General features: G+C 40.8%; 14 protein-coding genes. 12 read left to right on the top strand and 2 right to left on the bottom strand.

Annotated features, from left to right (window positions below):
• Positions 1-8 precede the first annotated feature (8 nt).
• The 4 genes from LLY41_RS08340 to LLY41_RS08355 are packed head-to-tail and all read left to right on the top strand — an operon-like array spanning position 9 to position 4,419.
• Positions 9-1,220, top strand: a complete 1,212-nt coding sequence (locus LLY41_RS08340; protein ID WP_304587469.1) for an HpcH/HpaI aldolase/citrate lyase family protein — start codon at positions 9-11, stop codon at positions 1,218-1,220.
• Complete coding sequence (locus LLY41_RS08345; RefSeq protein WP_304587471.1) at positions 1,150-2,523, top strand: phosphoribosyltransferase family protein; 1,374 nt, start codon at positions 1,150-1,152, stop codon at positions 2,521-2,523. Before LLY41_RS08340 ends, LLY41_RS08345 begins: the two co-directional genes overlap by 71 nt.
• Positions 2,516-3,625, top strand: coding sequence for a cysteine protease StiP family protein (locus LLY41_RS08350; protein WP_304587473.1), 1,110 nt, complete (start codon positions 2,516-2,518; stop codon positions 3,623-3,625). Before LLY41_RS08345 ends, LLY41_RS08350 begins: the two co-directional genes overlap by 8 nt.
• The gene (locus tag LLY41_RS08355; protein ID WP_304587475.1) at positions 3,622-4,419 is read left to right on the top strand and encodes an HAD family hydrolase; all 798 of its coding nucleotides are present in this window, start codon (positions 3,622-3,624) and stop codon (positions 4,417-4,419) included. Before LLY41_RS08350 ends, LLY41_RS08355 begins: the two co-directional genes overlap by 4 nt.
• Here the strand turns inward: LLY41_RS08355 and LLY41_RS08360 are convergent.
• Positions 4,416-4,664 (bottom strand): hypothetical protein, encoded by a 249-nt coding sequence (locus LLY41_RS08360; protein WP_095244586.1) that lies wholly within the window; start codon positions 4,662-4,664, stop codon positions 4,416-4,418. The genes LLY41_RS08355 and LLY41_RS08360 overlap by 4 nt on opposite strands.
• Positions 4,665-4,954: 290 nt before the next feature.
• Between LLY41_RS08360 and LLY41_RS08365 the strand changes: the two genes are divergently transcribed.
• From LLY41_RS08365 to LLY41_RS08395, 7 genes are all read left to right on the top strand, one after another.
• Positions 4,955-6,598 (top strand): YceG family protein, encoded by a 1,644-nt coding sequence (locus LLY41_RS08365; RefSeq protein ID WP_304587477.1) that lies wholly within the window; start codon positions 4,955-4,957, stop codon positions 6,596-6,598.
• 2 nt (positions 6,599-6,600) lie between these two features.
• Positions 6,601-7,707, top strand: coding sequence for a toxic anion resistance protein (locus LLY41_RS08370; protein ID WP_095244585.1), 1,107 nt, complete (start codon positions 6,601-6,603; stop codon positions 7,705-7,707).
• A 52-nt stretch (positions 7,708-7,759) separates the two neighbouring features.
• Positions 7,760-8,371 carry a TerD family protein gene (locus LLY41_RS08375; protein WP_095244584.1) on the top strand — a complete coding sequence of 204 codons (612 nt, stop codon included), beginning with the start codon at positions 7,760-7,762 and terminating at the stop codon, positions 8,369-8,371.
• A gap of 232 nt (positions 8,372-8,603) precedes the next feature.
• Entirely contained in the window at positions 8,604-9,305 is a 702-nt protein-coding gene (locus tag LLY41_RS08380; protein ID WP_304587480.1) for an anthrax toxin lethal factor-related metalloendopeptidase, read from the top strand.
• Between the two features lie 91 nt (positions 9,306-9,396).
• Positions 9,397-10,191, top strand: coding sequence for a thymidylate synthase (locus tag LLY41_RS08385; RefSeq protein WP_095244582.1), 795 nt, complete (start codon positions 9,397-9,399; stop codon positions 10,189-10,191).
• The gene (locus LLY41_RS08390) at positions 10,188-10,673 is read left to right on the top strand and encodes a dihydrofolate reductase (protein WP_304587481.1); all 486 of its coding nucleotides are present in this window, start codon (positions 10,188-10,190) and stop codon (positions 10,671-10,673) included. The genes LLY41_RS08385 and LLY41_RS08390 overlap by 4 nt, the downstream gene beginning before the upstream one ends.
• 116 nt (positions 10,674-10,789) lie before the next feature.
• Positions 10,790-11,521, top strand: coding sequence for a lysophospholipid acyltransferase family protein (locus tag LLY41_RS08395; protein WP_095244580.1), 732 nt, complete (start codon positions 10,790-10,792; stop codon positions 11,519-11,521).
• Positions 11,522-11,563: 42 nt separating this feature from the next.
• Here LLY41_RS08395 and LLY41_RS08400 read toward each other — a convergent pair whose 3' ends face one another.
• Positions 11,564-11,800, bottom strand: coding sequence for a hypothetical protein (locus LLY41_RS08400; RefSeq protein ID WP_048009397.1), 237 nt, complete (start codon positions 11,798-11,800; stop codon positions 11,564-11,566).
• 173 nt (positions 11,801-11,973) lie between these two features.
• On the opposite strand from LLY41_RS08400, the gene ilvA reads away from it, so the two are divergent.
• A complete protein-coding gene (ilvA, locus tag LLY41_RS08405; protein WP_095244579.1) occupies positions 11,974-13,242 on the top strand; it encodes a threonine ammonia-lyase IlvA in 1,269 nt (422 codons plus the stop codon).
• Positions 13,243-13,335: the final 93 nt, after the last annotated feature.

Genomic DNA, 13,335 nt, shown 5'->3' on the forward strand with positions numbered 1-13,335 from the left:
CTGCGAAAATGAGACTATTTTCCGATCTTCCGGGTGAAAAAATAAATAAGATGTTTTATAAAAAGCCTGGCTATTTTAATAAAAGGTCTGACAGGGAGCTATTATCATATGCTCTTGGGGCAACTTTATATATGCCGGCGACAAGGCCTAATATTCACCAGGATTTGCTGTCAAAAAAGCATGCAGGCCTTTCATCTATGGTCATTTGCCTTGAAGATGCAATTGGCGATGATGAAGTCGAAATGGCAGAAAATCTGCTTTGTTTGGAATTGGAAAATTTGAGCTCGGACCTTGTGAAGGGTCTATGTGAAGAAGAAGATCTACCTTTGATCTTCGTGCGAATCAGAAGCTACGATCAGCTTATGAGACTCAAGAGCAGAATACCGAATGGACTGCATCTTCTGACTGGTTTTGTCCTGCCTAAGTTTTCACCCGCTGAAGGATGCCGAATTTTAACAGAAATTAAAGAGCTTAATTCTCATGGCTATTGTTTATATGCCATGCCAATTCTGGAAACGAAAGAAATTATTCAAAAAGAAACAAGGCTTGAAGAGTTAATCGGTATTAAGAAAGTGCTGGACAAATTTTTTGAGCTGATTTTAAATGTGAGAATTGGAGCCACGGATTTTAGCGGACTCTACGGAATACGAAGAAATTCTGATACGACAGTTTACGATATTGCTGTAATTAGAGATTGCATATCAGATATTATTAATATTTTCTTGCGTGCGGATCAGCCTTATGTCATTTCAGGTCCGGTCTGGGAATATTTTTCCTCAAAAGAGCGTCTTCTAAAACCTCAAATCAGGCAAACACCATTCATGGAACGTCTTGGACAGGATGGACTGAAAATGAGAACGGACTTAATTGATCGGCATATAGATGGTTTAATAAGAGAAATCGCAATGGATATTTCAAATGGCTTAACAGGGAAAACTATTATTCATCCAACCCATATCAGGCCTGTACAGGCATTGAATACGGTAACACTTGAAGAGTACCTGGATGCACAAAGCATCGCCGGTCAGGCCGGAGGAAAAATAGGGGTTATGAAAAGCGATTATCAAAACAAAATGAATGAAATAAAACCTCATTTATATTGGGCTAAAAAAATATTATTAAAATCAGAAGTATACGGGGTGCTGCAGGATGAGATCACATACATTGACCTACTCAAAAACGAAACATTCAATTCAGATACTCAACTCATTAACCGTTGATATTCATATAACCGAGAACCCGTATGAGCTGCTCCCTGAAGATTTGTTTGTCATGGCAGCAAGAATAAATAAGAAAAGATCTTTCTTATTTGTCAGCAAAGTACTCGGGAAACATATACCGATAGACCCGAAGATCGGACTTCTGACAGGAGAATTGCTCGCCAGCCGTTATATGGAGAAGGTGAAGAAGGCGGATACCGGAAAAGCCGCAGACCTTTTGGCCGCTTTTAAAAACAGTCCAGGCTTCATAAACAGCAGTCCTTTTATTGATGAAAACCATAACCCGGTTATAATTGGATTTGCCGAAACGGCGACTGCACTGGGACATGCTTTCTTTCAATCATTTAAACGTGCAGATTACTTTCATACTACAAGAGAGCAGCTGGCTGATCAGAATTCAGTCATAACATTTGAAGAAGAACATTCTCATGCTACTTCACACAGATGCTATACCGATTCAGCTCTTTTGGATAATAAGAGGGAAATCATTCTTGTCGATGATGAAATGACTACTGGAAAAACAGCCATTAATATTATCCGCTCTATTCATGAAAGGTTTCCCAGAAAGATGTATACAGTGGTATCCATCCTGGATTGGCGCTCCCAAAAAGATCAGATACTCTTCGATGATCTGGAAAAAGAGCTGGGCATTATTATTAACAATGTGTCACTTCTAAAAGGGGAGATCGATGTTAAAGGAACTCCTGAAGTGCATAAAGGTCTGTCAGCGGACGAACCATCAGGAAACACTGCGCAGATTACCTATATCCATATAAATAAAGAATTTCCTGGATTATTAAGCCGGACCAATGAACCATCGGTTACTCTAAATGGTGAAATCAGACATATTCCCTATTTAAAAGATTCGGGCCGATTCGGGCTGGATGCAAAACGCCAGGCTGGATTAAGTGTGTCATTAGCTGAGATCGGCCAATCCCTATCCCGAAAACGGGATGGAAGAAATACATTATGTCTTGGAACCGGGGAGTTCATGTATATCCCTATGAAGGTTGCCTCCTTAATGGGGGAAGGCGTAAAGTTCCACTCAACAACACGGAGTCCCATCTATGTAAGAAATGATAAAGACTATGGAGCGCAATACGGCATTTCCTTTCAAAATCCTGAAGACCCTGAAATGGCACAATTTGTTTATAACATTCCAGACGGCTGTTATGAAGAAGTGTTCCTGTTTTTTGAAAGAGAACCGGAAAAAGATTCCCTTATGCCGTTTATCAATCAATTAAAAAAATATATTAAAAATGTAAAAGTAGTCTACTTTAACGGAGGTGAAAAAAATGAATAAAACAGCAGATAAATTTGGTTCATATAGTGAAGATGATGTTGTCTTTTTATTGAAGGATTTAAGCGGATATTCACTTGAAGGATCCATTGAGCAAAGAGAAAAAAACATTCAGTCCGGTCAGCATTATAGTGAAACACTTCCTATTGAATATCAGCCGCCTGAAAAATACCTCTCCCTGTTTTGGGAAACACTTGAGGATTATAAAAGGAAAACAGCATTGTCAACAGGAGCGGTTGCTGAGCAGATCTGGAAGCAAAAAGGAAAAAATACTGTTTTAGTTTCTCTTGCGAGGGCCGGAACACCTGTTGGAATTCTGATAAAGCGGTATCTTTCTGAAGTATATGGTGTGAGTTTGCCGCATTACAGCATTTCCATTGTCAGGGACCGCGGGATTGACGAAAATGCGATAAAGCATATTTTAAAAGCACATCCCGGCTGTGAAATTCAATTTGTGGACGGATGGACAGGAAAAGGGGCTATTTCTATTGAATTAACCAAGGCCTGCAGAAAATTCCAAGAAACGTATGGTGTTATACTCGATGATACCCTGGCAGTTCTTGCTGATCCCGGTTATTGCACAACTTTATATGGAACGAGGGAAGACTTTTTGATTCCAAGTGCCTGTCTCAATTCAACTGTTTCAGGATTGGTGAGCAGAACTGTATTAAATAAATCCCTAATTGGGCCCGAAGACTTCCATGGGGCCAAATATTATAGTGAGCTGGAAGAAGCAGATGTTTCAAACCAATATCTCTCGGCAGTAGCAGAAGAGTTCCGTGCTATTAAGCAGGAAGCTTTCGAACTTGCGAAGAGGATTATGGAAAACCCGGGGGAAGCAAGCTTTAAAGGCATGGAAGAGATTCAGAGAATACAAGAGGAATTCAATATTGAATCTATTAACTTTGTAAAGCCGGGAGTCGGTGAAACTACCAGAGTTCTTCTGAGAAGGCTTCCATGGAAAATCCTGATGAAAGATCCAGAAAGTCCATATGTTGGCCATATTTTGATGCTTGCCCGTGAGCGGAACGTCGAGATTATTCATTATCCAGATATGAGTTATACCTGCTGCGGATTAATTAAAAAGACGGGAGAAAAATCATGAGGATGTTTGCGTCAGATTTGGACAGGACACTGATTTACTCAAATAAAGCACTTGCAGATTTTGGGCAGTCAGCAGAAAGTTTAATAGATGTCGAGCGTAAAGATGGCAGGGAAATTGCTTTTATGTCAAACCAAGCTCTCAGATTGCTGAAAGAGATATCCGCTCAAATGATCTTTGTGCCTGTCACTACGAGAACATATGAACAATTTAAGCGTATTTTCATTTTTGAGGATGCTTTTAACATTCCATATACTGTTACATCGAATGGCGCCAATATCCATTATCATGGGAAACCTCTTGAAGAGTGGTCCAGCATAGTCCAAAAACGGCTAAAGACAGAGTGTGCATTGCTTGAGGAAGTGATGGGCAGATCACAGAGTCTGGAATTGAATGGGAAAATAAAAATGGCTGAAAATCTTTTCTTTTATTATATTCTTGAAGAAAAATTAACAGCTGAAGCCAAAAAAGCAATAGCTGGTCTGGCTGAATCCTTTGGGTGGAGAATTTCCCATCAGGGAAGAAAGCTGTATTTTATGCCAAATCCCATTTGTAAGGGAGAGGCAGTGAAATTCATTCAGGAACGGGAAGATATTAAGATGGTATTCGGGGCAGGAGATTCCATGCTTGACCATGACTTTTTAAAGTTTTGCGACTTTGCATACGTACCAAACCATGGAGAACTGGCAGCTGAAAAGTCCATCCCATATCCATACTTAATTTCTAATAATATAGGGACAGCAGCAGCGGAAGAAATTCTAAATGATATTTTAAACAGTATTAAAGAAAGAGTTTAGTCCGGCTGGTCCCTCAGCCATTTTTTTAAAACGATAAATAAACAGATGCAAAAAGTATAGCATCCCGTAAAGATAAAGCTGCTGATGGGAATAGACTGATAATTGGCAAAAGAGAAGACAGCAAGGATCAATGACAAGAAAAGGACGTCTATATAAACAAAGGAACTGGAGCATAACGTATTCCTGATAATATCCAGATCATGTTCGATTCCCCGATATCTCACTCTTCGAAAAAGCAGCCTCATGCTGACTCACCTTCCTCTTACAGAGTACTCCACTTTATGCGGGGACAGGAATAAAGGTGAAAAAGTCCATCTGAGGTCATTCAGCAATGAAAAATAATGATGAAATGAAACTTTCTTACTGTTAATTCGTAAAGAAAGTAAACCATTTTAGAAAAAGGCTGTATTCCTATGATATGATGGTAATAAGTTTACATATCTTTTGTCCCGTGCCATTATCCGGGAATTGAAACGCAATTTTTGAATGAAATGATAAGAATGCATCTTTCGCTCATAGAGGGAAGGGATAACTATTGAACTTGTCGTACAGTCAAATTAAAACTCACATCTTAAAAGTTACATATGAGAACTGGAGCGCTCAGTTAACAAAGCCTATTAATGAACGTGAAAGTTACAGAGTGGAACAGAAGACGCTGCATGTTGGCCAAATTGTTGCCAGATTCCTTGGCGTTCCCCTTGATGAAGATGAATATTATAATCGTCTTTTTGATTTAATTCACACACAGAAATCAGGGCTTCTCCTCCTCAGTGAAGAACATCTGGATAAAACCATTAATAACCAGCAGTTTCAGGCGATACAAAAAGTCCTTAATATTAACCGGGAACAGAATTTATCCATAAACCGATTTGCTGCTTTTCTAGATGGAGAACAGCTGCTGATCAAATCTTCCTCACCGTCCCTGCACAGGAAAATAAGAGAAGCGATGATCAGTATGCTGAATCTGTTTTCTGAAAAGGAATCAGGCGGGTTGAAAAACCAGGATATAAGAAGAGTGCTTGTAGATGTGATTAAGTGGTCCGCTAATCATTTGGGTGCAGATCTTAAAGATATTGACCCGAAAGCGGGTATGCCAAAAATCCTATGGTACGGAAATGGGAAAAAGAGTCATTATTACTTTTTGTACTATTTAATCCAAATGGGATGCGATGTACTTTATTTTTCTCCTTCAGGAGAAGACCCTCTTTCAGAAATGGATCAGGAAGTTCAGGATTCTTTTGTACATCATTATCCTGAAAAGAAAAAGCCAGAACCTTTCCCGCAGGAAAAAAGACGAAGGAGTGCTACAGTCGCCTATAGGGCTTCCAGGGAAATAGAAACCATTCTTAACCATGAGGGTTCAGGACTTTATAAACCGTGGCAGCTTAGGGAGTATACTCCTTCTTCTGTGACCTTGAAAACCACTTATGATGAACTTTTTATTTTAATTAAAGAGAAAGCCATGATCCGTCCAAACTTTGAGGTGAAGGATGGAAGGGTTATGATACCGTCCATTTTTTCAAAGATTCAGGGAGTAAGCAGGAATCGCAAGGAATACTGGGATCGAATACAAACGATCAGCCAATATGAAGAAAGTCTGCTGATAAAAAGATTCCCTTTCACCAACAGCGTCAACAATGATTTTCGTTTCCATTATCGCAATGCACTGGACGGGGAAGGGAAGCTTGACCCTGAAAAAATCATTTCAGGGCACTATTGGAGGTATCAGCAGCTTCCTGGCGGTCTTCAAAATGGAATTGCAAAGGCCATTAGAAATATGTGTGATCACCCGCGATTAAAGCCGCTGCCTGGTGAATCGGAAGAAGAATTGAAGATTTATCTGTTCAGCCAAAGCCTGCAAATTCCGCCGAGCATTCTGAAATTAATGCAGCAATTTGATTACTCTCAGGAAGTCCCTAAGATTATCCTCTATAATAACGAGCTGAACGGGACGATGGTCAGATCGGATGCAGCACTCCTTTTGCTGCTTAATCAGTTTGGGATAGATATTGTACTGTATAATCCGCCGGGCCATAACGACATTGAGAACTTCATTGAGGAAGATTTATATGATGTTCACTGGCTCGAGGATGTTGTGTTTGAACAGGAATTTAAGGAGCCATCCTTTCTAAAAAAGGTTCTCTTTCAAGGATTATTAAAAAATTTAAAGGGTGATTGAAAATGAATCCGACTAAATCAACAGAACTAAATTTAACAGCCCAGCTGCAGGATGATAAATTAACCGAAAATAACGTTTCAGAAATTAAGCTTGCTCTAAGGCAGGAGCCTGAGGTGCAAAATCTGGCCAGGTCCATTGATGAGAAGGATCAAATTCAAATACTTGAATTCGGCAAAGAGCCTGCTGTTCAGATTTCCCGCTTCTCTGACCAGATATTGAGCAATATGAGAACAACGAAGGTTGAAGATTCAGGTGAACTTTTAAAGCAGCTCGGCAGGATCATGGACAAATTTGACAAGAAGGATTTCGAGCAGGGACCTAAAGGCATCTTTGGCAAGCTTTTCAAGCGCGGAGAAAAAATGATTGAGAAGCTTTTCGGAAAATACCAGACAATGGGTGCGGAAATTGATAAAGTGTATGTAGAAATTTCCAAATACCAAAGTGAAATGGTCGATTCTACAACCATGCTTGAACAAATGTATGAGCAGAATTATCAGTACTATCTGACGCTCGAAAAATATGCTGTTGCAGGACAAATGAAAGCCGATGATTTAAAGGCCAATCAGCTTCCACAGCTGGAAGCGCGGGCGGCTCAGGGAGATCAGATGGCTTCGATGCAGCTTGATACGTTAAGAAATGCCGTCGATTTACTCGAGCAAAGAGTTTATGATCTTGAAATGGCTAAAATGGTTTCCCTTCAGACAGCACCGCAAATCCGGCTGCTTCAGAGAGGAAATACCAAGCTCATCGGAAAGATTAATTCTGCCTTTGTAACCACTATTCCAATTTTTAAAAACGGTCTGATTCAGGCAGTCGCAGCCAAAAGACAAAAGCTTGTTGCTGATTCTATGAGCGAGCTGGATAGACGGACAAACGAAATGCTCGTGCGCAATGCGCAGAATATTTCAAACCAAAGTGCTGATATTGCAAGATTGGCAGGCGGTCCAAGCATTAAGATTGAAACGATTGAGGAATCCTGGAATATCATCATGAAAGGTATGCAGGAAACAAAATCAATAGAAGAAGAAAACAAACGTCTGCGAGAAGAAGGAACCAGGAGACTGGAACAGCTCCAGGACAATTTTAAAAAAATGAAGCAGCAGGGTTAGGCAGCTGCACATTTTTAAATAAAATATATATTATTGACGAGGTGGAATTGATATGGCAATAAATCTTCAAAAAGGCCAGCGTGTTGACTTAACTAAAGGAAATCCGGGATTATCTAAAATTATGGTAGGATTAGGCTGGGATCCAGTTCAAAAAAGCGGAGGCGGCGGTCTCCTGGGATCTTTATTCGGAGGCGGCGGCGGAGCAAATATAGACTGCGACGCTTCTGTAATCATGCTTGGTGATAATGGAAAGCTTAAAAGCAATAAAGATGTCATTTACTTCGGTAATTTAAAGAGCGGAGATGGAAGTGTTCAGCATACTGGAGATAACCTCACAGGTGCAGGCGACGGAGATGATGAGCAGGTGATGATTGATTTAAGCAGAGTGCCTGCGCACATTCATAAAATGGTATTCGTTGTAAACATTTATGACAGCGTTAAGAGAAAGCAGCATTTCGGCATGATCCAGAATGCATTCATCAGAGTAGTAAACTCCAGCAACAATCAGGAACTGATTCATTACAACCTGACTGACAACTACAGCGGAAGTACCAGCTTAATAGTTGGAGAGATTTATCGCCATGGAAACGATTGGAAGTTCGCAGCAGTAGGCACAGGAACTGCTTCTCCCGGCCTTTCAGATGTTGTGCGCTCTTATTCTTAATAAAAATAAACTTAGCAGGGGCCCGAAACCACTCGGGTCCTTTTTGAATTTTCATAAAAGTTTACCATCATTTGTTTCCTTCTAATCCACCTTTCATATGTTATAATTTTAATAGATTATCAGAACGGTTAAAGATTTTTTCTCCATTCAGGCAGTTCCGCAGCTTAAACACTTCAAAGAGCTCTGTTGCCCGTAAATTATACATCTTAGATTAGCAGAAGGGGCTTTTAACATGCGCAAAATGGTGCTTACTATTACAATTATGATTGTTTCGCTTGCGCTGCTTGGGAATTCTCAGGCTGCCATGGGCGGCATAAAACTAAAGGATTACCCGCACTCCTCTAAGCTTAAAGAGTTTCTCAGTCTGAAATCTCCGCGCCAGCTTGGTGAGATCTTTATTGTTCCTCTCGAACCTTTTGATGAGAGAGAGGCTGCAGAAATGATTTCCCGGGTGGATCATCTGCCCGCCTCCCTGCTCTCCAAAATAGAGGATGAAGATATCAGGGTGAAATTATTCACGGGAAAACTGACTGATAATCCTACAGCCCAGCACCTCGCAGGAGTAATTCCCCGCGGCTATACTGGGGATACCACTTGGGATGATGTCCCGGGGATTGGCGGGTCAAAAACAGTGCTTGTGAAAATAGGCTTCAGTGAGAGGGGGAAAGGTCATGGATCCGTTAATCTGGAACTTCATGAACTTGCCCATTCTGTTGATCGTCATGTTTACAATGGCATTCGATTTAATCAGAAGTTTCTTTCTGTGTGGAAAGCTGAAAAAGCTAAATTGTTCCCGGGGCAAAATTATCTTCTTTCCTTCCCGGAAGAATATTTCGCTGAGGCATTTGCCATGTTTTTTGCAGAAGGGGAATCTAGAAAACTATTAAGAGAGAATGCGCCGAAAACCTATTCTTTTATTAAAGAATTAAAATAATTTTACGCGTTTCTATAAAATACTTCTCTAATGTGAAACGAACAGAAATTGTGTACAATAGCATTGAGTATTTAAAAAAGGTTGGGTTGAAATGAAACAATATTTGGATCTTTGTAGGCATGTTCTGGAAAATGGCACTAAAAAAGAAGACCGTACAGGCACAGGTACAATAAGCACGTTTGGTTATCAGATGCGCTTTGACCTGCAGGAGGGCTTCCCGCTTGTTACTACTAAGAAATTGCATCTAAAATCCATTATCCATGAGCTATTATGGTTTTTAAATGGTGATACAAATGTGAAATATCTTCAGGACAATGGTGTGCGGATATGGAATGAGTGGGCAGACGAGGAAGGGAATCTAGGGCCCGTTTATGGACATCAGTGGAGATCCTGGACAGGTGCTGATGGAAATACAGTTGATCAGATCACCAGCCTGATTGAGCAAATCAAAACAAATCCTGATTCCCGTCGCCTGATTGTAAATGCATGGAATGTTGGAGAAATTGAAAAGATGGCTTTGCCGCCTTGCCACTGTATGTTCCAGTTTTACGCTGCAGATGGAAAGCTATCCTGCCAGCTTTATCAGAGGTCTGCGGATGTCTTTCTCGGCGTGCCGTTTAATATTGCTTCCTATGCTTTACTGACTATGATGGTTGCGCAGGTTTGCGATCTGGAGCCTGGTGAATTTGTTCATACTTTCGGTGATGTGCATATCTACCAGAATCATCTTGAACAGGTAAACCTCCAGCTGGGCCGTGATCCCCGAAAGCTTCCAATGATGAAGATTAATCCAGATGTGAAAGATATTTTCAGCTTTAAGTTTGACGATTTCCAGCTTGAAGACTATGATCCGCATCCTCATATTAAAGGAGTTGTCAGTGTATGATTTTTTTAATGTGGGCAATGGATGAGAATCGTGTGATCGGCAGGGATAATAAACTTCCCTGGCATTTGCCTGAGGATTTAAAGTTTTTTAAAAGAACTACGATGGGGCATCCCATTGCCATGGGACGCAAAACCTGGGATTCAATCGGGAGACCTCTGCCGGGGAGAGAAAATATTGTTATAACCCGGAATAAATCCTTTTCCTGTGAAGGATGCACAGTACTGCATACAGTTGAGGAGCTGCTGAAGTACAGCGGCGAGAGGGAAGATGAGATCTTTGTCATTGGCGGTGCCGAGATTTTTAAAGCCATTCTTCCTGCAGCTGATCGTCTATATCTGACTATGATTTATGACCAATTTGAAGGGGATACATATTTTCCGGAATTGGACATGTCAGAATGGGATCTTATTTCAAGGGAGAAGGGCATAAGGGATGAAAGAAATCCGTATGATTTTGAATTCCTTATTTATAAAAGAAAATAACCTAAAAAGCAGTTCGCGCCGGCGGGCTGCTTTTTAAAATTATTAAACTGTAAACATATAGTGATAGGATCCTGATTAATATATAATGTAAAACATCCCAACCCTTGGAGGTATGTATGCTTCGATTAATAATCTTTTTTCTTTATATGGGCGGATATTTGGTTTATAGCCTGCCTGCTCTATCCCGGATGAGAAACCTGAATTCAGCACTTCCCGTTGAAGAGCGCGACCGCATCATCCATAAAGTGCCCCAAAAGTGGTCCAGGACTATTATGAAAATATCAGGCTCTCAAGTGAAGGTTACGGGGACGGAATTGATCCCTGAGGGGCCTGTTGTCATTGTCTGCAACCATGAAGGGGATTTCGATATTCCAGTCCTTCTAGCATCTATTAATAAACCTTTTGGTTTCATATCAAAAATTGAAGTGAAGAAAGCACCCATCATCTCTTCATGGATGGAAGTCATGAACTGTGTCTTTATTGACCGCAGCAATCGCAGCAGTGCAATTAATTCTTTAAAGAATGCTGCAATGCTTTTAAAACAGGGGCACTCTCTGCTGATTTTTCCGGAAGGAACAAGAAGCAGGGGAGGACAGGTAGCGCCTTTTAAAGTAGGCGGATTCAGGCTTGCACAGGATGCAGGTGTACCGATTGTGCCAATATCCATTAAAGGGACAGCAGATGCCTTTGAAAAGAATGGGAGACTCATAAAGCCGGCTAAAATTGAAATCAGGGTGTGCAAGCCTGTGAATGCCAGGATTGTTAAAGATATAGATGCAAAGTTTCTTGCACAGGAAGTAAGAGGGATAATCTGCAGCAGTCTTTCGGATAGAAAAATTGCTTCATAAAAAGAAGGCCCCAGTCAGTCAGGGGCCTTTTTATGCGGTACATTATAAATTCGGATTCACCAAATAATCTGTGAGCTTTTGAATCATGCCGTGGTATTCCCTGGGATCGCAAAATTCTTCTGCGGTAAAGTTCTCTTTCACCCACTCTATTAATTCATCTGCACTGTTGAAGTACTCTCCACTTGTGTCGCTTTTCCGAATCATATACCTGCCATTATCTTCATCCACTGTTACCTCCACAGGCAAAGCGCTATCCAGACTGCATAAAGAAAACTCCATTCCTGCACCCCTTTGTAGATATAAATTAACTTTTGCTTATTATATGTCAGTTTAATCTGTTTCTATCCATAAAATAATTCGAAAAATGTAAATTTTTAAAATATCGGATTGAAATCGCGATTTGTCATGGTATAATGTACAAATTAATAACTTGTAAAGAAGAGGGTGGCAAAATGGAACAGAAATTAATGACAAAAAAATGGGTGCAGTTGGAAGATATTTTGATTGCATACCAGCAGCTAAAGGATATTGTTGCCCATACACCTTTACAGAAAAATGAACGCCTATCAGAAAAGTATGAGTGCAATGTTTATTTGAAAAGGGAAGATCTTCAGCATGTCCGCTCATTTAAATTAAGAGGCGCCTACTATAAAGTTAAATCTTTAACTGCAGAGGAGCTTGAACACGGTGTAGTCTGTGCAAGTGCAGGGAATCATGCGCAGGGAGTTGCCTATGCATGCAGACATCTTGGGGTTCAGGGGAAGATCTTCATGCCGGCGACCACGCCGAGACAGAAGGTGAGCCAGGTAGAGCTGTTTGGGAGAGATTCAGTAGAGATCATACTTGTTGGAGACACTTTTGATGATTCCTATCACGAAGCTCTTAAATGCGCCACTGAGGAGGACATGGCATTTATCCATCCGTTTGATGATGAAATGGTGATAGCGGGACAGGGAACAGTAGCGGTTGAGATGCTCAACGATTGTGAAGAGCATGTTGATTTTGTTATTGCCAGCATTGGCGGAGGCGGATTGATGGCCGGACTCAGCACATACATAAAAAGCATCTCGCCGGAAACGCAGATGATTGGGGTTGAACCTGAAGGAGCTCCCTCAATGAGCGAAGCAATCAGGGTCCAAACAGTAGCACCGCTCGGAGAGATTGATAAGTTTGTAGATGGTGCGGCAGTAAAATGTGTCGGTGAAAAAACCTATGACATCTGCAATGAGCTTATTGATGATATTTTCATGGTTCCTGAAGGGAAAGTGTGCACGACAATCCTTGAATTATATAACGAGCATGCGATTGTGGCAGAGCCTGCCGGTGCTTTGCCGATTGCTGCATTGGATATGTGCAGGGATCAAATTAAAGGAAAGAATGTTGTTTGTGTAATCAGCGGCGGCAATAATGATATTGGCCGAATGCAGGAAATTAAAGAGCGTTCCCTGCTTTATGAAGGCCTGCTTTACCATTTCATTGTGAACTTCCCCCAAAGGGCTGGGGCATTAAGAGAGTTCCTTGACGAAGTGCTTGGTCCGACGGACGATATTACACGTTTTGAATATACGAAAAAGAATAATAAAGAAAATGGTCCGGCCCTTGTAGGAATTGAGCTGAAGCATAGGGAGGACTATAGCGACCTCATTGTGAGAATGAATAAAAAGGGATTCACATACAAAGAGATAAACAAAGACAGCAACCTTTTCCATCTGCTCGTATAAGCACCCGGATGAGTTGCAGATCACTATTACTTAATAAGATATGTGGCTGAAATATGAATTTTTATGATATCTGTGACATTTCCTTTAAAAAGT

Origin of the sequence: Cytobacillus firmus (assembly GCF_023612095.1) — a bacterium.
Lineage (GTDB): Bacteria > Bacillota > Bacilli > Bacillales > Cytobacillaceae > Cytobacillus.

Excerpts from the sequence above, each read along its gene's own strand:
- LLY41_RS08370 (WP_095244585.1), top strand. The coding sequence starts at position 6,601 with ATGAATCCGACTAAATCAACAGAACTAAATTTAACAGCCCAGCTGCAG.
- LLY41_RS08385 (WP_095244582.1), top strand. The coding sequence starts at position 9,397 with ATGAAACAATATTTGGATCTTTGTAGGCATGTTCTGGAAAATGGCACT.
- LLY41_RS08345 (WP_304587471.1), top strand. The coding sequence starts at position 1,150 with ATGAGATCACATACATTGACCTACTCAAAAACGAAACATTCAATTCAG.
- LLY41_RS08355 (WP_304587475.1), top strand. The coding sequence starts at position 3,622 with ATGAGGATGTTTGCGTCAGATTTGGACAGGACACTGATTTACTCAAAT.
- LLY41_RS08375 (WP_095244584.1), top strand. The coding sequence starts at position 7,760 with ATGGCAATAAATCTTCAAAAAGGCCAGCGTGTTGACTTAACTAAAGGA.
- LLY41_RS08350 (WP_304587473.1), top strand. The coding sequence starts at position 2,516 with ATGAATAAAACAGCAGATAAATTTGGTTCATATAGTGAAGATGATGTT.
- LLY41_RS08395 (WP_095244580.1), top strand. The coding sequence starts at position 10,790 with ATGCTTCGATTAATAATCTTTTTTCTTTATATGGGCGGATATTTGGTT.
- ilvA (WP_095244579.1), top strand. The coding sequence starts at position 11,974 with ATGGAACAGAAATTAATGACAAAAAAATGGGTGCAGTTGGAAGATATT.
- LLY41_RS08360 (WP_095244586.1), bottom strand. The coding sequence starts at position 4,664 with ATGAGGCTGCTTTTTCGAAGAGTGAGATATCGGGGAATCGAACATGAT.
- LLY41_RS08390 (WP_304587481.1), top strand. The coding sequence starts at position 10,188 with ATGATTTTTTTAATGTGGGCAATGGATGAGAATCGTGTGATCGGCAGG.
- LLY41_RS08340 (WP_304587469.1), top strand. The coding sequence starts at position 9 with ATGAGACTATTTTCCGATCTTCCGGGTGAAAAAATAAATAAGATGTTT.
- LLY41_RS08400 (WP_048009397.1), bottom strand. The coding sequence starts at position 11,800 with ATGGAGTTTTCTTTATGCAGTCTGGATAGCGCTTTGCCTGTGGAGGTA.
- LLY41_RS08380 (WP_304587480.1), top strand. The coding sequence starts at position 8,604 with ATGCGCAAAATGGTGCTTACTATTACAATTATGATTGTTTCGCTTGCG.